The sequence below is a fragment of the Nitratireductor thuwali genome (assembly GCF_036621415.1).
GTDB classification, from domain to species: Bacteria; Pseudomonadota; Alphaproteobacteria; order Rhizobiales; family Rhizobiaceae; genus Chelativorans; species Chelativorans thuwali.
Window position 1 is genome coordinate 1,289,076 of sequence record NZ_CP030941.1, and the last position, 17,504, is coordinate 1,306,579.

Sequence of the window (17,504 nt, forward strand, 5' to 3'; positions counted from 1 at the left end):
GTCAATTGGGTTCGCTGAAACTGGAAAATATCCGCAAGTCCTTCGGCCAGGTGGAAGTCCTCAAGGGCATCGACCTGGAAGTGGAGGACGGCGAGTTCGTGATCTTCGTCGGGCCGTCGGGTTGCGGGAAATCAACGCTGCTGCGCGTGATCGCGGGCCTTGAGGATGCGTCCGCCGGTTCCGTCTCGATCGACGGCGATGAGGTCGATACCGTCCCGCCGGCAAAGCGCGGCATAGCCATGGTTTTCCAGAGCTATGCGCTCTATCCGCATCTCACCGTGCGCGACAATATGGGCCTCGGCCTCAAGCAGGCGGGACGACCGAAGGATGCGATCGCCGAGCGCATCGCCACGGCATCCAGGATGCTGGGCCTCGACGACTATCTCGACCGCCGGCCGGCCGAACTGTCGGGCGGGCAGCGCCAGCGCGTCGCCATCGGCCGTGCCGTCGTGCGCAATCCGAGGCTGTTCCTCTTCGACGAACCCTTGTCCAATCTCGATGCCGCGCTGCGCGTGAACACCCGCATCGAGATCGCCAAGCTGCACCGCAAGCTGAACGCCACCATGATCTACGTCACGCACGATCAGGTGGAGGCTATGACGCTGGGCGACCGCATCGTCATCCTGAACGAAGGGCGGGTCGAGCAGATCGGCTCGCCGATGGAGCTCTACAACAACCCGCAGAACATGTTCGTCGCCGGCTTCATAGGCTCGCCCAGAATGAACTTCATCGAGGCTGCGCTGCTCGGCCAGACCGGAGCCAGGACCGTCGGCGTGCGCCCCGAACACATCACCGTGGACCGCAGCCGGGGCGACCTCAAAGGAACGGTTCTGCATGTCGAGCATCTGGGCGCCGACACGATCGTCTACATGGACTGCGAGAAGGCGGGGTTCCTGACCGTCCGGCTCTTCGGCGAGCACAAATTCGTGCCCGACGAAACCCTGTTTGCCAGCCCGGACAGCGCGCGCCTCTACCGATTCGACGACACCGGCGCCGCCATCACGCCGCCCGCAGGTTGAAGAGCAGTCCCGAACAGCGTTGACGCGAATCAAATCGCCGACCTATTCTTTGCACCGATTGGGCGGGCGGAACCGTCGAGCGGATTGCGATTCCCGAACTCGTGGCGGAACGGCGCGTTCGGCATGCAGCCCGAAAGTCCTGTGCGTGTACGTGCGTCATCGCATTCGGCGGGTGCCCGCGAGAGGCACACCGGAACATGCGGACCGACCTGTCGGGATGGCGGAGAAACGGATGGCAACAGAGACAGCGGAGCGAGCCCAGGCAGGAGCCGGCGAACGCTCTGCCGCACGCGCTTCGCTTTCGTTTTTCATCGGCGAGCAGCGCCGGTTGGCGGGTGCCGACGGCCATCTTCTGATCGACGCCTCCGGCCGGCGTGATGAGGCAAGGGTGCTGACCTGCAACTGGGTCTATGACGCCGTTGCCGACGCCGGGACCGGGAACATTGCAAGCATCGTGCGCACGAGCGCGGCGACCATGCCGGGCGCTCCTGCGAGGCCCCATCATCCGCTGGGGCTTGCCGCGCTTGCCGAGCAGCCGCGCCTGGCAAGGCTCGCCCATCACGGCCACCAGGAATTCTACATCCTGACGCTGCCTTCGGCGCAGCACCGGCTCCACCTGATGCTGTCTTCCGGCAAGCCTGGACGCATCGTCGCCGATCGTCTTCCGCATATCCAGATGACGTGCATCTATGCCCTCTCTCGTTTTCTGCCCGAAACCGGCCGGTCCCGGCAAAGCACTCTTTCGGAACGCGAGCTCGAATGCCTGTCCTGGGTGTCGCAGGGCAAAACAGCCGGCGAAATCGCCCTGATCCTCGACTGCACGGCCAACACAATAAACAGCCACGTGGCGCATGCCATTCACAAGCTCAACGCCAAGAACCGCGCCATGGCGATTGCCACCGCGATCCGGTTGAAGCTGATATGAATCTGCAGGACGCCGCCGAAGCCGATCCGCAGGCAGTCGCACGGACGGCGGCAGCGCTGGAAACGGTCCGTTCAGAGCTGGGCGCAAGCGCTCTGTTCCTGTTCCGCACGAGGACAGGCGGCGCACAGCGCAGCCGCAGACCGGAGCTTGCCCTGCCCGGCCATGCGTCGCCTCTGGACACGCTGCCGCAAAGCCTCTTGGGCGCCCTCTTCGGCGCAAATGCGGGCGCGATCTGCCTGTTCTGGTGGGCCGACGATGCAGACAGCGCTCTGCCCGCCGCCCTTGCCGGGATCGAGGGCGCGCGGCGCCTGCCCTGCGAGGCCTGCGGCGAGGGAATAGGTTTCGGCCTTTCGGACGAGGCAGACCGCAGCGGACTGGTCATCGTCGCCGGCAGCAAGCTCCGCGCCGCGGCCACGTCCCTGGTGGAGCTTCATCTTCGCTGCCTGAGCGCTTTTGCCGCGCTGCCTGAGGCTCTGCGCCGCGGCGACGGGCGCTCGACCTCCCTGTCCCGCAGGGAAATCCAGTGCCTGAAGCTGACGGCGAACGGCCTGACCAGCGAGGATATGGCCAGGAAACTTGGCCTTTCCGTACACACCGCCAACCAATACCTCGCCAACGCCACCCAGAAGCTGGATGCGGTCAACAGGGTCCAGGCCGTCGCCAAGGCCTTGCGCGGCGGACTGATCGTTTAGAGCGCCGTGCATCCACGCGGACGCACGAAAGACGCTCTGAGATTTTGAATCTGTGCATCGTGCTTTCCGAAAACGGTTCCGGTTTCCGGGCCGATGCTGTAGAGTGACTTCAGGACAAGCTGAGCCTGGTTCCCGCCCGGGATTGCGTCAGGCCAAAAGCCCGGATCACTCGTTCACGCAGGAAGGCAGGGACTTGCGGATGCGCGAGTTTTCCAGCGTTTCCTGCAGAAAAACCGAGTTGAGGTCGGGATCGTCCGACGGGTTGTCGAAGGCCACGTAGCTGACCTCGACGCCCGCCTGAAAGGCGGTGAGCGACAGCGTGAAATAGATTGTCGCCCCCTGCGGTCGCAACTCCAGGTCGAGCGCAATGCGCGGACTGTCCGTCCACGTCACATGCGCCTCGCAGCCATGCCCGAGCCGCAGCGTGCCCGGCATGAAGAAGAGTTCTGCCGCCGATTCCACGATATCGGCGATGCTCGCCATGCTCTCCAGCCGGATGAAGGCGATATAATCGGCCAGTTCGACCAGCCGCAGCTCATTGGCCACGTCCTGAACGGCATTCGCGACGATGATTTCGCGGGTGGCGGAAAAAGGCTGCCGGTTCATCTCATGTCGCCTCAAGCATGGAGTTGGTGTTCGGTCGCGGCTTCTGCCCAGCCTGATAGACACGCCGCACCAACTCCGCGACCGCCTTGTAGAACTGTGACGGTATGATGCTATCGACCGAAACTTGTTTGTACATGGAACGGGCCAGCGCCGGCTCCTCGAAAACGGGTATGCCGTTGGCTTGTGCGATCTCCCGGATGCGCAGGGCGATAAGGTCCTGCCCCTTGGCCACCACCACCGGCGCTGCATCCTTGTCGCGGTTATAGCGCATGGCGATGGCGAAATGCGTGGGATTGGCGATAACAAGCGTCGCCTGGGGCACCGCCGACATCATGCGGTGGCGCGCCCGGTCGCGGGCGACGGAACGCATCCGCGCCTTCACAAGCGGATCTCCGTCTGTCTGCTTCTGCTCGTCTTTCACTTCCTGGCGGGTCATGCGCAGGTCCTGCCGCCAATTGAAGCGCGACCAAAGGATGTCGGCGACGGCGATCACCACCATGACCAGCGTGATCGCGGTCACTATCTGAATGAAGATGTCGCGGATGGTATCGGTGAACGCAAAGGGGTGGGTGACCATGCCGGCGAGCATCCGCGTCTGGGCCTCCTGCAAGGTGAAGATGACGAAGGCGCCGGCGATCAGCATCTTCCCTAGCGACTTGGCGAACTCTACCATGCCCTTCGCCCCGAACAGGCGCGTCCAGCCCTCCTTGAGCGATATGCGCGACATCTTCGGCTGCACCCGGTCGAGTACGAAGCGCGGCACGTTCTGCAGCACGGATGCGGATATTCCGGCGGCGATCAGAAGCACCATCAGCGTTCCCACGACCTTGGAAATCTCCAGGAACACGATGCGATAAAGCGCGATCGCATCGCTCTGCGTCTCCAGCGACCATCCGTCGGCGCGCTCCAGGAAAATGGCGAGAAAGCCGGCGAGCCGCACGGCGCTGTCCTGCGCGAAGAAAATCGCGAACACCAGGATCGCGAGAAACGAAGCCAGCGCCGGCGCCTCCTTGGAAAAGGGCAACTGGCCCTTGTCCACCGAATCGCGGATCTTCTTCTCGGTCGCCTCTTCGGTTTTGCTTTCCTTGTCCGGCTTCTCGGTCATTCAGATCCCCACAGGTCGGCCGGCGGAACCAGCGCTCAGGCCGCTTCCTGGGAAGGCTGAAGCTCGATTTTACCGGCCTGGGCGAGTTGGACCGCGGTGGATGCGATGCGGCGGCGGGCGCGGGCGACATCGTCCGCCGAGACATTGTCGTCACCGCCTGCAAGCTCGGACTCGATCATGCGCCGTGACCGCGCGCCGAGCGCGGACAGGACCGCCTCGGCAAGTTCCTTCGGCGCGCCGCGCAGGGCCAGCGTCACCTGGTCGGTCGGCAGACCGTCGAACAGCGCCACCCGCGCCCTTTGCGAAAGGTTGACGAGTTCCTCGAAGGTGAACAGCCGGGAGCGGATCGCGTCGACGTCGTCCGAGCCGGTGGCGCGCAACTCCTCCATCACCTCGTCCACCTGCGCCTTGTCGAGCTCGTTGAGCACGCTGGCCACGCGGGCGTGCCCGGCAGAAGCATCCTTGCCGTTGGCTTCCGCCCGCAGGATTTCCGCGACCCGCCTTTCGATCACCTGCTTGGCGGCAATCGGCAATTGTCCCATCGTCGCCATGCGGCGCACCACGGCCCCACGCTGTGCCTTGTCGAGCAGCACCAAGACGCGCGAGGCGGCCTGCGGCGCAAGGCTGGTCATGATGACCGCCACCGTCTGGTCGTGCTCGGCCCGCAGGATATGCGAAAGCCGCTCCGCGTCGATCTTCTCGAGCTCGGTCCACACTTCCTCCAGGCTGGGCGGCGGCGGCTCGCTGCGGCCAAGCAGGATGTTGACCTCTTCGGGCGAAAGCGATTCGGCAAGGATGGTGTCCATGCTGTCGGCCGAATCCAGCAAGCCGGCACCCACCGTGAACTCGTTTTCGAACTCGCGCACGACCTTTTCAAGCTCCGCCTGCGGAATGGTCCGCAGCAGCCGCGCGGCCTCAATCAGCGCTCTGAGTTCTTCCTGCTTGAAGAACTTAAGGAGCCTTCCCGCCGAAGGCTTTCCCATGGCGACCAGGATAGCCGCCGCTTTCTGCGCCTGGGTCAGCTTCAATGGCTGGTTCATGAGCGTTGTTCTCCCGACAAGCCGCTACGCAACGGGACTCAGCCCGCGATCTCGGTCAGCTTCACGCCGAACCTGCCGGGATCGTTTTCCAGAAGCGTAATTTCGCCGCGCGCGATGCGTCGCCCGTTGACGACGACATCGACGGGCTCGCCGATGCGCCGGTCCAGCGATACGGTCGACCCCTTCTGCAACGCCATCAGTTCGGAGACCGGCATCTCGGCGCTGCCGAGCACGATCTGCACGTCGACGGGTATGCCCATGATCATGTCGGCGTTGGGCGAGCCACCATGAGCACCGGCGCCCTGCGCGCCGTCATGGAGGACGCCCCGTAGCTCCTCGATCGCCTTGTTGAGCTGCTCGTCATTGCCCTGTTCGCTCGCCGGATCGGTCTTGGTCATTCTCTTTCACTCCTGTCGGGAGAGCAGGCCTCAGCCGGCCATCAGCCCGTCTATGACTTCCTGTCTCGCATCGAAGGGTTGCCGTACCCGCACGGTGTAGTGCTTGCCCAGCTTGCCGAACTCGCAGACGAACACCGCGCGGCCGCGCACCGAGAGCTTCGTTTCCGTTTGCGCCGTATCGCTGAGCTCCAGGATTTGGCCGACCTGAAGGCCCGCCAGCGTGCGCAGCGACATGCGCGCCAGTGGAATGGTCGCTTCGATTTCGACATTCGAGCGCTTCACTTCCTCACTGAAGCGATGGTGCCACTCGACCGCCCTTGCCTGCTCCATTGCCGGATCGGGCTTTGCAACGGCGCGCGTTTCCAGGATCACCCTCTGCGGCAACCAGGCCGTCAGCTCTCCCATCTCGTCGCCGACGCCCAGGGTGAAGGTGACGCGAACCCCCGGTCCGTCGCGTACGACGAAACGCTTGAAATCGGTCGGGCCGGAAAGCGGCTGCGGAATGGGCAGTCGCAGGCCGAGCGCACGTGCTCCCGCACCGTTGATGGCCTGCGCGAATGCCTCGAACACCATGGTGGCGACATCGAGCTCGATCCGCGAGGGGGCGCGCGCCAGCGGCGGCGGAGGAATGTCGGGATCGCCGCCGAAGAACGCACCGACCAGCAACGATAGCGCCCGCGCGTCGAGACGCATGGTCAGGGCGTCGCGCGATCGGTCTCCCGGCACGACGACGATCGCATCGAAGGCATCGCGGTCCGGCTTCACCTCGGCAAGGCGCACAATGTCGATGTCGCCGACATCGAGCATGACGGGGGAGGCAAACTTCTCGCGGAACATGTCCGCCAGGGCGGGAAGAGCGCGCATGGAGGTCGCCCTGGCTGCCTCCGCGACATGCCGCGGATCGCCGGTCGCCCCCACCAGGCGCTCCACGATCAGCTTGCGCATCAGCTCAGGATTGTCAGCGCCCGGCGTCATCTTCGCTTCAAGCCGCCTTCTTTTCGATGCCGCCGGCAGCGGCACCGGGGGTCATGGTGCTCTGCTCCACCGCATCGATCGACGGCCGGTCATAGGCGGAGATCGTCTTGCGGCCGAATTCGAGCGCGACCTGCGGCAGCGACCCATTCATATAGGCCAGTAGCGTCTGCTTCACGATGACGTAGAGCCGGTTGTTCTTCTCGCGAACGATCTTGATCTTGGTGGCGATCGGTCCGACGACCGCATAGGACATGAAGATGCCGACGAAGGTTCCCACAAGCGCCGCCCCCACCAGCGCGCCCAGGATTTCCGGCGACTGATCGAGCGCGCCCATGGCCTTGATGACGCCGAGGACGGCGGCCACGATGCCAAGCGCGGGCAGGCCGTCGGCCATGCCCTGCAGCGCGTGGTACGGCTTGAGCTTGTCGCGGCGGATGGTCTGGATTTCCTCGTCCATCAGCGCCTCGATCTCGAAGGGACGCGCATTGCCGATGATGATGATGCGGCAGTAATCGCAGATGAAATGGGTCAGGTCCCTGTTGGCGAGCACCGTTGGAAAGGCCTGGAAAATCGCCGATTCATCCGGATTGTCGATATGCGCCTCGACCTCGCTGCGGGACTTGGCCCGCAATTCGCGCATGAGCGCATGCAGCACGCCCAGCGTTTCCAGATATTCCGTCTGCTTGGGCACTTTCTGCCTGAAGGCTTCGAGGCTGGCCGTGCCGGTGTCCTTGACCACGCCCATCGGGTTGGCGACCAGAAAGGTGCCGATCGCCGCGCCGCAGATGATGACGAACTCCCACGGCTGTATCAGCACGTCAACGTGACCGCCCATGGCCATGAAGCCGCCTATGACGCAGCCAAATGTGACGATCAGACCAATCAGAATGCTCACGAAGTGCCCTCGGTTGAGTTCAGCCGTCCCATGCCTAGCCGCCGTGGCTTGCGTGAGGCTTGAACGCCGGAGACGGGGCTGAAACGGAAGGGAAAGCCTCGCGCAAGGCACGGCCGCTAGCTTCCGAACGGTCCATCTTGCGGGAGCCGTGGCGTGATCAACACATTTACCAGCTACCAGCTGATCTCCAGAGACATCACGAGCTCGCTCAATCGCGTCGAGAGCCAGCCGCTTGTGAACCGCGAGACCGACTATTATCGCGAGAACATCGGCAATGTGAAAACGATCGAGGACTTCGTCGGCGACGAACGCCTCTTCCGCTATGCGATGAAGGCGCATGGGCTGGAGGATATGGCCTACGCCAAGGCCTTCATGGTCAAGGCGCTGGAAGGCGGGATCGATGACGAGAAAAGCTTCGCCAACAGCCTGTCCGACAAGCGCTACCGCGACTTCGTGAAGACCTTCAATTTCGCCCGCGACGGCGAGGCGACGACCACCTTCTACAGCCCCACGACCGGCACGATCGACAAATATCTCCGCCAGACGCTGGAAGAAGACGCCGGCAAGCAGAACGAAGGCGTGCGGCTGGCCCTTTATTTCCAGCGCAAGGCCGGCGGCATCAAGAATTTCTACGAGGTGCTCGCCGATCCGGCCCTGGCCCAGGTGGTGCGCACCGCGTTGGGTTTTCCGCAAGCCCTTGCCCAAGCCGATATCGACAAGCAGGTGGACATGTTCAAGGACCGCATCGACATCGCGGACTTCAAGGATCCGGAGAAGGTCGAGGAATTCCTGAAGCGCTTCACCACCATGTGGGAGATCGAAAATCCCAGCTACACGCCGAACAGCTCGATTGCCGCGCTTTTTGCGCAACCGGCGGAGTTCGGCATCTCCACCGATATGCTGCTGACCATCGCCCAGATGAGGAAATAGATGCAGACCGGACTTTATGTCTCGCTTTCCGCGCAGATGGCGCTGGAGCGCCGGATGACGACGCTCGCCGACAATGTGGCCAATAGCGGGACGGCCGGCTTCCGCGCCGGCGGCGTCACTTTCGACGATGTGTTGACGGGCCTGACGAACGAGGCGGTGAGCTTCGTCTCGACAGGTGAGGATTCCTACGACACCGCGGCCGGCGCGCTGCAGGAGACGGGCAATCCCTTCGACTTCGCCGTCCAGGGAGATGCCTGGTTCGCCATAGAGACGCCCGCGGGCCCGGTCGTCACCCGCGACGGGCGCTTTACGCTGCGCGACACGGGCGAACTCGTGACGCTCGAAGGCCACCCTGTGCTCGACGCCGGCGGTGCGCCGCTGCTGCTCGATCCGTTTGCGGGGCCGCCCGAGGCCGGCGCCGATGGCACCTTGCGGCAGAACGGGCAGCTTGCCGGCGCCATCGGGCTGTTCTCCTTCCATCCGGGGCCGAACTCGGTCCGCTACGGCAATTCCGGCTTCATTCCCGGCAACCAGCCGCAGCCGGTCGTGGACCAGCCTGACGTGGGCATCGCCCAGGGCTTCGTCGAGCAGTCCAACGTCAACCCGGTTCACGAGATGATGCGCCTGATCCAGGTCCAGCGGGCGTTCGAGCAGGTGACGACGCTGATGCGCGACAGCGACACCGCGCTCAAGGACGCCATCAAGACCATGGGTTCGTGAGGTGGCAGCCATGTCCGGGGAGCTCCGGGGCACCCAGGCGCTGGAGGCCCTTGAAGGTCTCTACCTGCGCTTCAGCGACCCGCGGCTGGCCATCAAGCATGGCGGGCGCATTTCCGAGGTGACGCCGGTGCACTACCGCGTGCGCGGGCTTTCCGCCGCTGCCTGCCTCGGCGACATCGTCTCCTATCAGCACCAGGGCCGGAGCCACCGCGGCGAAGTCGTCCGCATCAATGGCGAGGACATTCTGGTCGCGCCCTTCGGGCAGAACGAGCAGGCCAATCTTGGCCAGCCGGCCTTCTCCAGCGGACCGCTGACGATCGTCCCGCACGAAAGCTGGCGCGGGCGCGTCATCAACGCCCTGGCCGAACCGATCGACGGCGGGCCGGCGCTGGTGCGCCCGGCCGACAACGCGCTCCCGACATCGCGGACGCCGGCCGCGCTGAAGCGCCAGCGCGTCGTGAAGCCCTTCAGCACGGGGGTGCGCGCCATCGACATCTTCACGCCCCTGTGCCACGGCCAGCGCATCGGCATCTTCGCCGGTTCGGGCGTCGGCAAATCGACGCTGCTCGCCATGCTTGCCCGTGCCGATGCTTTCGACACGGTCGTGGTCGCCATGGTCGGCGAGCGCGGCCGCGAGGTGCGCGAGTTCCTGGAAGACACGCTGGGAGACAGAGGCCTTGAAAAGGCCATCGCAATCGTCGCCACCAGCGATGAAAGCGCCATGATGCGCCGGCGCGCGGCCGATACGGCCATGCGTGTGGCCGAAGCGTTTCGCGATCTGGGGCAGCGTGTGCTGCTCATCGTCGATTCCATCACCCGATATGCCCATGCCGCGCGCGAAGTGGCCATCAGCGCGGGCGAGCCGCCGGTCGCACGCGGCTATCCGGCTTCCGTCTTCACCGACCTGCCGCGCCTTCTGGAGCGCGCGGGGCCCGGCGAAGCGGGCGCCGGCACGATCACTGCCGTCATCTCCGTGCTCGTCGACGGCGACGACCACAACGACCCGGTGGCCGACAACGTGCGCGGCATCCTCGACGGCCACGTCGTTCTCGACCGCGCGATCGCCGAGCAGGGGCGGTATCCGCCCATCAACCCGCTCGCCTCGATCTCGCGGCTCGCCCAGCATGCCTGGGGCGAGGACAAGCGCCGCCTGGTTCAGCACTTGAAGGCGATGATCGCCCGTTTCGAGGAAACGAGGGACATTCGTCTTCTGGGCGGGTTCCAGGCCGGCGTCGATGCCGAGCTGGACGCGGCCGTCCGCCAGGTCCCCGTCATCTACGATGTGCTGCGCCAGTCGCCCCAGGATCCGCCGGTGCTTGATCCTTTCGCCGAACTGGCCACGAGGCTGAAAGCCAGGGAGACGCCGCGTGAAGGATAAGCTCGCCGACCTCGTGCTGCCTGACATGACGCCCGTCGAGGCGCTGGACATGGACGACGAGCCGAAGGCGCCGAACAGCCGCGTCCGCCGCAACTGGCGGCTGCAAGGCCGCTGGCGCACGAATATGAGCCATCGGACGAGCGGCGACTGGCTGCTTGCCATGTGCGGGATCGGCCTTGCCGTCGTCTGCGCGGTGTTTCCCTGGTATATCTTTTTCAACCAGGAGCAGTTCGGCATCAGGCCGTTGAAATTTGCCGGCCGCGAGGCAAGTGCGGGAAGCGCCGCCACGCTTCAGCCCCAGCTCACAGGCGCCAGGATTCCGCTCGGCATGGCGCCTGAGCAGCTTGACTTCATTCCCACCGGCACGATCGGCGCGACCTCCTTCGAGGAAGGCGGTCCCGTTACCCAGCCGTTCCCCGGCGACGTCGTGGCGTTTCAGCTCATCCACGCCGCTGCCGGGCGCGCCATGATCGAGGACCAGGACGGCTTCTGGATCGTCGAGCGGGGTTCGCCCCTCCCCGACGGCAGCCGCGTCGCCTCCATCGAAAAGCGCAATGAAGGCTGGGTGCTGACGACCACCCGAAACGCCGAGATCGCCCTCGGCCAACCTTGAGGGACGACGCAAGGCCCACGCAAGACTGGCCGCCTAGATTCCGTGGCGAACAATCGTGGGAGTCGCCATGCAACCGGTTAACCTGTTCGATCTGGCCACGCAGCAGGCTCGGTGGCTTTCGGTCCGCCAGGCCGCCGTGGCCGGCAATGTCGCCAACGTCAACACGCCCGGCTACCGCGCGGTCGATGTCGAGCCTTTCGAAAGCGTGCTGAACAACACGCGCGTGGCCATGCAGGCCACCGATGCCTCTCACAACCAGCACGGTGCGACGCCGGCGTCCTTCGGTCTCAACGAAGCCGACGATCCCAAGCTTCTTCCCTCGAAGAACAGCGTCGTGATGGAGGACGAACTGGTGAAAGCCGGCGAAATACGCCGCGCATTCGAACTCAACACCGCCATCGTCAAATCCTTCCACCGCATGATGATGATGACCACGAGGAGCTGACCTGATGGATGCTCTCTCCACCGCGCTGAAAGTGGCCGGCAGCGGCCTGACCGCCCAGTCGGAGCGGATGCGGATCGTTTCCGAAAACCTCGCCAACGCCCAGTCGACAAGCGACATACCGGGCGGCGATCCCTATCGCCGCAAGACGATCAGCTTCTCGGCCGAGCTCGACAAGGCCAGCGGCGGCAGCATGGTGGAGGTCTCCGCCATCTCCCGCGATCCCGGCGATTTCACGATCGACTATGATCCCGGCCACGAAGCCGCCGACGAGGCCGGCTACGTCAAGCGGCCCAATGTGAACATGCTGGTCGAAATGTCCGACATGCGCGAGGCGAACCGCGGCTACGAGGCCAATCTCCAGGTTATCAAGCAGGCGCGTGAACTCATTTCCATGACCATAGACCTCCTGCGGAGCAGCTGATGATTTCCGGTATAGGTGAACTTACGAGGCTTTCGGGACCGCAATCGATCCTGCCTGGGCAGGAGACACAGGGCGCGGCGGCTCCGTCCGGCGACGCCTTTGCGGCGATGCTGAGCGAACTGGCGACGAGCACCGTCAGCCGTCTCGAATCGGCCGAACAGCTTTCGGTCAAGGCGCTGCAGGGCGAGGCCGACACGCGTCAGGTCGTCGACGCAGTGATGAGCGCCGAGCAATCCCTGCAGGCGGCCATCGCCATCCGCGACAAGATCGTGACCGCCTATCTCGAAGTCAGCCGCATGGCGATCTGAGGAAGAAGAATATGAAGGCCCTATCCATCGCAGCCACCGGCATGAGCGCGCAGCAGCTCAATCTCGAGGTGATTGCCAACAACATCGCCAATATCAACACCACCGGGTTCAAGCGTGCGCGGGCCGAGTTTTCCGACCTGCTCTATCAGGTCGAGCGGCTGCAGGGCGTGCCGGAACGGGCAAACGCCAATATCGTGCCGGAGGGGGCCAATATCGGTCTCGGCGTCAAGACCTCGGCCGTGCGCAACGTCCACATCCAGGGCTCTCTCACCAACACCGGCAACAAGTTCGACATGGCGCTGGTCGGCAGGGGCTGGTTCGAAATCGAAGGCGCGGACGGGGAAATGCTCTACAGCCGCGCCGGCGCCTTCAACACCAATGCCACCGGCCAGCTCGTCACCGCCGACGGCTTCCCGGTCAATCCCGCCATCGTCGTCCCCGAGGGCACTGTGGAAGTCATCGTCAACAAGACCGGACAGGTCTTCGCCCGCATCGACGGACAGGAAGATCTGCAGGATCTGGGCCAGCTCACGCTTGCCAATTTCGCCAATGAAGCCGGCCTTGCACCCATAGGCAACAATCTGTTCCGCGAAACCGCCGCGTCCGGTCCCGCCAATGTCGGCGTGCCGGGCGATCCCGGCTTCGCAACCGTCGAGCAGGGCTACCTGGAAGATTCAAACGTCGATCCGGTGAAGGAGATCACCGAGCTGATTTCGGCGCAGCGCGCCTATGAAATGAACTCCAAGGTCATCAAGGCGGCGGACGAGATGGCCGCCACCGTCACCCAGGCGATGCGATAGATGCAACACGGTTTTCTCCCGCGGCGGGCCTTGCTGGCAGGACTGGCGACAGTCCTGCCGCTTTTCGCCTGCATGCTGGCCGGCCCGGCCGGCGCGCAGGAGATCGCCGTCATCCCCACCCGCGTCATCTATCCGGGGCAGGTGGTCACCATGGATGCGCTCGACGAGGTGGCCCTGCGCCGGCCGCCGCGCGGCGGGGCCGAGATTGCGCGCAGCATGACCGACCTCGACGGCAAGGTTGCACGGCGCACATTGCTGCCAGGCCGGCTGGTGCCTCTGTCCTCGGTGCGCGAGGCCTACCTCGTAGAAACCGGCACCGCCGTTACGGCTGTCTACCGCCAGGGAGCGCTGACCATATCGCTGATGGCCGTACCGCTTCAGTCTGGCGCGGCGGGCGATATGATTAAGCTGCGCAACGCCGATAGCGGCGCCGTGTTCAGCGGTATCGTGATGGCCGACGGCACGGTGCAGGTCGGCGCGTCATGATCGGCCGCCTCGTCCTCTTAGCGGCAATGGCCATCGCGACGTCCTCCGGCGCGGCCGATTACGACTATGTTCAGGCTTCCGCGCCGTCATACCCGTCCTCCCCCTCGGCGCTCGGCAGCGGTTCCGGCACCATGGCCGCCTCCCGCATCAAGGATATCGCACAACTGCAGGCCGCACGGGACAACCAGCTCGTCGGCTATGGCCTCGTCATCGGCCTCAAGGGCACCGGCGACAGCCTGCGCAACGCCCCTTTCACCGAGCAATCCATCCGCGCCATGCTCGAGAACCTCGGTATCGCCACGGAAGGCGGGCGCGCCCGCGCCAAGAATGTCGCAGCGGTCATCGTGACGGCCAATCTGCCGCCTTTCGTCCAATCTGGTGCGCGCATCGACGTGACTGTTTCCTCGCTCGGGGACGCCACATCGCTGGCCGGCGGCACGCTCGTCATGACTCCCCTGCGGGCGGCCGACGGCGACATCTATGCGGTGGCGCAGGGGTCGGTTATCGTTTCAGGGTTCAGCGCGCAGGGGCAGGCGGAATCCTTGACGCAGGGCGTGCCCACCGCCGGCCGCGTGCCCAATGGCGGTATCATCGAACGGCAGGTCGCGGCGGAGTTCGGCGATACTTCCGTGCTGACGCTGCAACTGCGCAACCCGGATTTCTCCACCGCCGTGCGCATCACCGACGCCATCAACGCCTATACCGCGCAGCGCTTCGGCATGAGCACCGCCGCCGAGCAGGACGCGCGAACCATCAGGATACGCCGGCCGGAAAAGATCTCGGCCGCGCGCTTCTATGCCGAAATCGAAAACCTCATCGTCGAATCCGATGGCCCCGCCCGCGTCGTCGTCGACGAACGCACCGGCACCGTCGTCATCGGCCAGAATGTCCGCATCTCGCGCGTCGCCATCTCCCACGGCGCGCTCACCGTCCGCATCACGGAGATGCCGCAGGTCGTGCAGCCCGAACCCTTCTCGCGCGGCGAGACAGCGGTCGAGCCCTATACCGTTATCGAGGCTGATCAGCCGGATGCGCGGGTCGCCATTCTCGACGGACCGGACCTGCAGACGCTGGTCGCGGGCCTCAACCGCCTCGGCGTAAAGCCCGACGGCATCATCGCCATTCTCCAGGGCATCAAATCGGCCGGCGCCCTGCAGGCCGAGCTTGTGTTGCAGTAGGGATCGTGACCATGAAGCTCTCCGTGCCGCGATGGCCGAAAACCCTCCGCTGGGATCGTTGTGCTCTGACCTTGTGCGTGGCCGTGCTGGCGCTGTCCACGGCGCCGGGCCAGCGCGCCCTGCAGGCGGCCGAGACCATGGCCAACGCCACGCAGGACGAGATCGAGCGGTTCTGCGCCAACATCGCCGACGCCGCCCGCGACCGGCGTTATTCGCTGCAGCGCCTGGAGCTTGAAAAGCTGCGCGGCGAGATAGACGAACGCATCGTGGCGCTGGAGGAAAAGCGCTCAGAATACGAGGGCTGGCTCGCCCGCCGGGACGCTTTCCTGGCCAAGGCGGAAAGCGGCGTCGTAAGCATCTATGCAAGCATGCGGCCCGACGCCGCCGCCGAGCGCCTGGCCGAGGTGCGGGCGGAACTGGCCGCCGCCATTCTCATGAAGCTGGAGCCCCGCGTGGCCGGCGTCATCCTCAACGAAATGAACAGCAAATCGGCCGCTGCCCTGACCACCATCATTGCCAGCGCGGCACGCCCCGAGGATCCCTCATGATATGTTTCGCCCGCCTGCCGCTGCTCGTGGCGGCCCTGGCAGTGGCCGGCTGCGCCGCCGACAGCGAGTTCAACAGGCCGCCGACCCTTTCGCCGGTCGGCGCTGGGGCCGAGCCGACCTCGCTTCCCGCCTATCACTACCCGAACCGCCCCGCCTCCACGGTCAGCCGCTACTCGCTGTGGAGCGACCGCCAGAGCCGCTTCTTCACCGACCCGCGTGCGCTGGAAGTGGGCGACATCCTGACGGTGGAGATTTCGATCAACGACAAGGCGAGTTTCAAGAACGAATCGGAGCGATCGCGCCAGGCCAGCCGTAATCTCGGCCTTGCCGGGACATTCGCCCTCGGCGGCGCGGGATCGTCGGGTTCGGCCGACGCCGAAATCGGCTCCGGCACCTCGACCACCGGCGCCGGCGCGACCGAGCGTTCGGAAGCGATCAAGCTCACGGTCGCGGCGATCGTCACCGAAAGGCTGCCCAACGGCAATCTGCGCATTTCGGGCACGCAGGAAGTGCGCGTGAATGCGGAGCTGCGCGTGCTCACCATCGCCGGCATCGCCCGGCCGAGCGATATCGGGCCGAACAACACGATCTCCTATGAGCGCATAGCAGAAGCCCGCATCTCCTATGGCGGGCGCGGGCGCCTGACGGAAGTCCAGCAACCGCCCTACGGTCAGGAATTCCTCGACAAAGTACTGCCATTCTAGGGGCCAGCGACCGTGACACTCGTCATCCAGGAAGAAGAACAAAAGAAGGGGGCGCCGGTCATCGTGCAGGCTGCCGTCCTGCTCGTCGTAACGGCAATGGCGATCGGCATGGGCTGGTATACCGGCGGCTACCTGGAAGAGCGCCAGATCGTCAAGGCCGAGCCCACCGGCATCAACGACGGGAGCAAGGCTGCGGCTGCGGCTGCGCCGGCGGCTGCCGAGGGCGAAGCCCCTCTTCCGCCTGTAGTCCATAGCCTTGACCCGATCACCACCAATCTGGCCGATCCGACCGAGATCTGGGTTCGCATGGAACTTGCTCTGGTCTTTTCGGGCCAGGTGGATCCGGCTCTGGCCGAAGCCATCCACCAGGACCTTTTCGCCTTCATGCGCACGGTCAAGCTGCGCCAGATCGAGAGCGCGAGCGGCTTTCAGCACCTGAAGGAGGACCTGCTCGAGCGCGCCCGCATTCGCAGCGACGGCCAAGTGGAGAATGTTCTGTTCAGGACGTTCCTGTTCGAATGATCCGCACGCTGCCCTTCGCACTGGCGCTGCTTTTGCTCGCGGTGCCCGCCCAGGCCCAGACGCTCGATCTGGGCGCCCTCGCCGGCGATGTGGACGGGACGACCGTAGCCTATATCATCCAGATATTCGGCCTCCTCACGGTCCTGTCGATCGCCCCCGGCATCCTGATCATGGTGACCAGCTTCACGCGCTTCGTCATCGCCTTCTCCATCCTTAGAGCGGGCATGGGACTGCCGTCGACGCCGGCCAATCTCATCCTCATCAGCCTGGCGCTCTTCATGACCTTCTACGTCATGGCGCCGACACTCGACCGGGCCTGGAACGAGGGCGTGCGGCCGCTGATGGACAACGAGATCAGCGAGACGGTGGCGATGGAACGGATCGCGCAGCCCTTCCGCACCTTCATGGCGAACAATGTGCGCGAGAAGGATTTCGCGCTGTTTGCCGACCTGGCTGCCGAACGCGGCGAAATCGACATTGCCGCGGACAGCGTGGATTTGCGCGTCCTGATACCGGCCTTCATGATCTCGGAAATCCGCCGCGGCTTCGAGATTGGATTTCTGATCGTGCTGCCGTTCCTGGTGATCGACCTGATCGTCGCCACCATAACCATGTCGATGGGCATGATGATGTTGCCGCCCACCGTGGTCTCGCTGCCGTTCAAGATATTGTTCTTCGTGTTGATCGACGGGTGGAATCTGCTCGTAGGCAGCCTCGTGCGGTCATTCCTTTAGAGCGCCTCGTGCGCGGGACTTGCCTGCCGAAATAGTTCGGCCGATTATCCTTTTGGTAGGAT

Annotated in this window: 23 protein-coding genes; 17 read left to right on the forward strand and 6 right to left on the reverse strand. The window is 64.7% G+C overall.

The window, feature by feature from the left end:
• Positions 1 to 5 precede the first annotated feature (5 nt).
• From NTH_RS06110 to NTH_RS06120, 3 genes are all read left to right on the forward strand, one after another.
• Positions 6 to 1,019, forward strand: coding sequence for an ABC transporter ATP-binding protein (locus NTH_RS06110; protein WP_338529195.1), 1,014 nt, complete (start codon positions 6 to 8; stop codon positions 1,017 to 1,019).
• Between the two features lie 232 nt (positions 1,020 to 1,251).
• Positions 1,252 to 1,944, forward strand: coding sequence for a helix-turn-helix transcriptional regulator (locus NTH_RS06115; RefSeq protein ID WP_338529196.1), 693 nt, complete (start codon positions 1,252 to 1,254; stop codon positions 1,942 to 1,944).
• Entirely contained in the window at positions 1,941 to 2,636 is a 696-nt protein-coding gene (locus NTH_RS06120; protein ID WP_338529197.1) for a helix-turn-helix transcriptional regulator, read from the forward strand. Before NTH_RS06115 ends, NTH_RS06120 begins: the two co-directional genes overlap by 4 nt.
• 165 nt (positions 2,637 to 2,801) lie before the next feature.
• On the opposite strand, the gene NTH_RS06125 is transcribed toward NTH_RS06120, so the two are convergent.
• From NTH_RS06125 to motA, 6 genes are read right to left on the reverse strand one after another with little or no spacing between them, the layout of a single operon-like run.
• Positions 2,802 to 3,242 (reverse strand): hypothetical protein, encoded by a 441-nt coding sequence (locus NTH_RS06125; RefSeq protein WP_338529198.1) that lies wholly within the window; start codon positions 3,240 to 3,242, stop codon positions 2,802 to 2,804.
• Position 3,243: 1 nt separating this feature from the next.
• A complete protein-coding gene (gene flhB / locus NTH_RS06130; protein ID WP_338529199.1) occupies positions 3,244 to 4,347 on the reverse strand; it encodes a flagellar biosynthesis protein FlhB in 1,104 nt (367 codons plus the stop codon).
• A 35-nt stretch (positions 4,348 to 4,382) separates the two neighbouring features.
• On the reverse strand, positions 4,383 to 5,387 hold the full coding sequence (locus NTH_RS06135; RefSeq protein ID WP_338529200.1) for a flagellar motor switch protein FliG: 1,005 nt from the start codon (positions 5,385 to 5,387) through the stop codon (positions 4,383 to 4,385).
• A gap of 38 nt (positions 5,388 to 5,425) precedes the next feature.
• Positions 5,426 to 5,785 (reverse strand): flagellar motor switch protein FliN, encoded by a 360-nt coding sequence (gene fliN, locus NTH_RS06140; protein ID WP_338529201.1) that lies wholly within the window; start codon positions 5,783 to 5,785, stop codon positions 5,426 to 5,428.
• Between the two features lie 30 nt (positions 5,786 to 5,815).
• Entirely contained in the window at positions 5,816 to 6,760 is a 945-nt protein-coding gene (locus NTH_RS06145; protein WP_338529202.1) for a FliM/FliN family flagellar motor switch protein, read from the reverse strand.
• Positions 6,761 to 6,767: 7 nt separating this feature from the next.
• Complete coding sequence (gene motA, locus NTH_RS06150; protein WP_338529203.1) at positions 6,768 to 7,655, reverse strand: flagellar motor stator protein MotA; 888 nt, start codon at positions 7,653 to 7,655, stop codon at positions 6,768 to 6,770.
• Between the two features lie 153 nt (positions 7,656 to 7,808).
• On the opposite strand from motA, the gene NTH_RS06155 reads away from it, so the two are divergent.
• The 14 genes from NTH_RS06155 (at position 7,809) to fliP (ending at position 17,442) form a co-directional block, all read left to right on the forward strand.
• On the forward strand, positions 7,809 to 8,585 hold the full coding sequence (locus NTH_RS06155) for a DUF1217 domain-containing protein (protein WP_338529204.1): 777 nt from the start codon (positions 7,809 to 7,811) through the stop codon (positions 8,583 to 8,585).
• Positions 8,586 to 9,305: a flagellar basal-body rod protein FlgF gene (flgF, locus tag NTH_RS06160; RefSeq protein WP_338529205.1), complete on the forward strand. Its 720-nt coding sequence runs from the start codon at positions 8,586 to 8,588 to the stop codon at positions 9,303 to 9,305.
• A 10-nt stretch (positions 9,306 to 9,315) separates the two neighbouring features.
• A complete protein-coding gene (fliI, locus tag NTH_RS06165; protein WP_338529206.1) occupies positions 9,316 to 10,683 on the forward strand; it encodes a flagellar protein export ATPase FliI in 1,368 nt (455 codons plus the stop codon).
• Positions 10,673 to 11,296 carry a hypothetical protein gene (locus tag NTH_RS06170; protein WP_338529207.1) on the forward strand — a complete coding sequence of 208 codons (624 nt, stop codon included), beginning with the start codon at positions 10,673 to 10,675 and terminating at the stop codon, positions 11,294 to 11,296. Before fliI ends, NTH_RS06170 begins: the two co-directional genes overlap by 11 nt.
• Before the next feature lie 67 nt (positions 11,297 to 11,363).
• Complete coding sequence (gene flgB, locus NTH_RS06175; RefSeq protein WP_338529208.1) at positions 11,364 to 11,741, forward strand: flagellar basal body rod protein FlgB; 378 nt, start codon at positions 11,364 to 11,366, stop codon at positions 11,739 to 11,741.
• 4 nt (positions 11,742 to 11,745) lie between these two features.
• The gene (gene flgC, locus NTH_RS06180) at positions 11,746 to 12,162 is read left to right on the forward strand and encodes a flagellar basal body rod protein FlgC (RefSeq protein WP_338529209.1); all 417 of its coding nucleotides are present in this window, start codon (positions 11,746 to 11,748) and stop codon (positions 12,160 to 12,162) included.
• Complete coding sequence (locus NTH_RS06185; protein WP_338529210.1) at positions 12,162 to 12,470, forward strand: flagellar hook-basal body complex protein FliE; 309 nt, start codon at positions 12,162 to 12,164, stop codon at positions 12,468 to 12,470. The genes flgC and NTH_RS06185 overlap by 1 nt, the downstream gene beginning before the upstream one ends.
• Positions 12,471 to 12,481: 11 nt before the next feature.
• Positions 12,482 to 13,270, forward strand: coding sequence for a flagellar basal-body rod protein FlgG (flgG, locus tag NTH_RS06190; RefSeq protein WP_338529211.1), 789 nt, complete (start codon positions 12,482 to 12,484; stop codon positions 13,268 to 13,270).
• Positions 13,271 to 13,756, forward strand: coding sequence for a flagellar basal body P-ring formation chaperone FlgA (gene flgA / locus NTH_RS06195; protein WP_338529212.1), 486 nt, complete (start codon positions 13,271 to 13,273; stop codon positions 13,754 to 13,756).
• 131 nt (positions 13,757 to 13,887) lie between these two features.
• The gene (locus NTH_RS06200; protein WP_338531818.1) at positions 13,888 to 14,934 is read left to right on the forward strand and encodes a flagellar basal body P-ring protein FlgI; all 1,047 of its coding nucleotides are present in this window, start codon (positions 13,888 to 13,890) and stop codon (positions 14,932 to 14,934) included.
• An 11-nt stretch (positions 14,935 to 14,945) separates the two neighbouring features.
• Positions 14,946 to 15,482 (forward strand): MotE family protein, encoded by a 537-nt coding sequence (locus NTH_RS06205; protein ID WP_338529213.1) that lies wholly within the window; start codon positions 14,946 to 14,948, stop codon positions 15,480 to 15,482.
• Positions 15,479 to 16,186, forward strand: coding sequence for a flagellar basal body L-ring protein FlgH (gene flgH / locus NTH_RS06210; protein WP_338529214.1), 708 nt, complete (start codon positions 15,479 to 15,481; stop codon positions 16,184 to 16,186). The genes NTH_RS06205 and flgH overlap by 4 nt, the downstream gene beginning before the upstream one ends.
• A gap of 12 nt (positions 16,187 to 16,198) precedes the next feature.
• A complete protein-coding gene (locus NTH_RS06215; protein ID WP_338529215.1) occupies positions 16,199 to 16,708 on the forward strand; it encodes a flagellar basal body-associated FliL family protein in 510 nt (169 codons plus the stop codon).
• Positions 16,705 to 17,442: a flagellar type III secretion system pore protein FliP gene (gene fliP, locus NTH_RS06220; protein ID WP_338529216.1), complete on the forward strand. Its 738-nt coding sequence runs from the start codon at positions 16,705 to 16,707 to the stop codon at positions 17,440 to 17,442. Before NTH_RS06215 ends, fliP begins: the two co-directional genes overlap by 4 nt.
• The last annotated feature ends 62 nt before the right edge of the window (positions 17,443 to 17,504 follow it).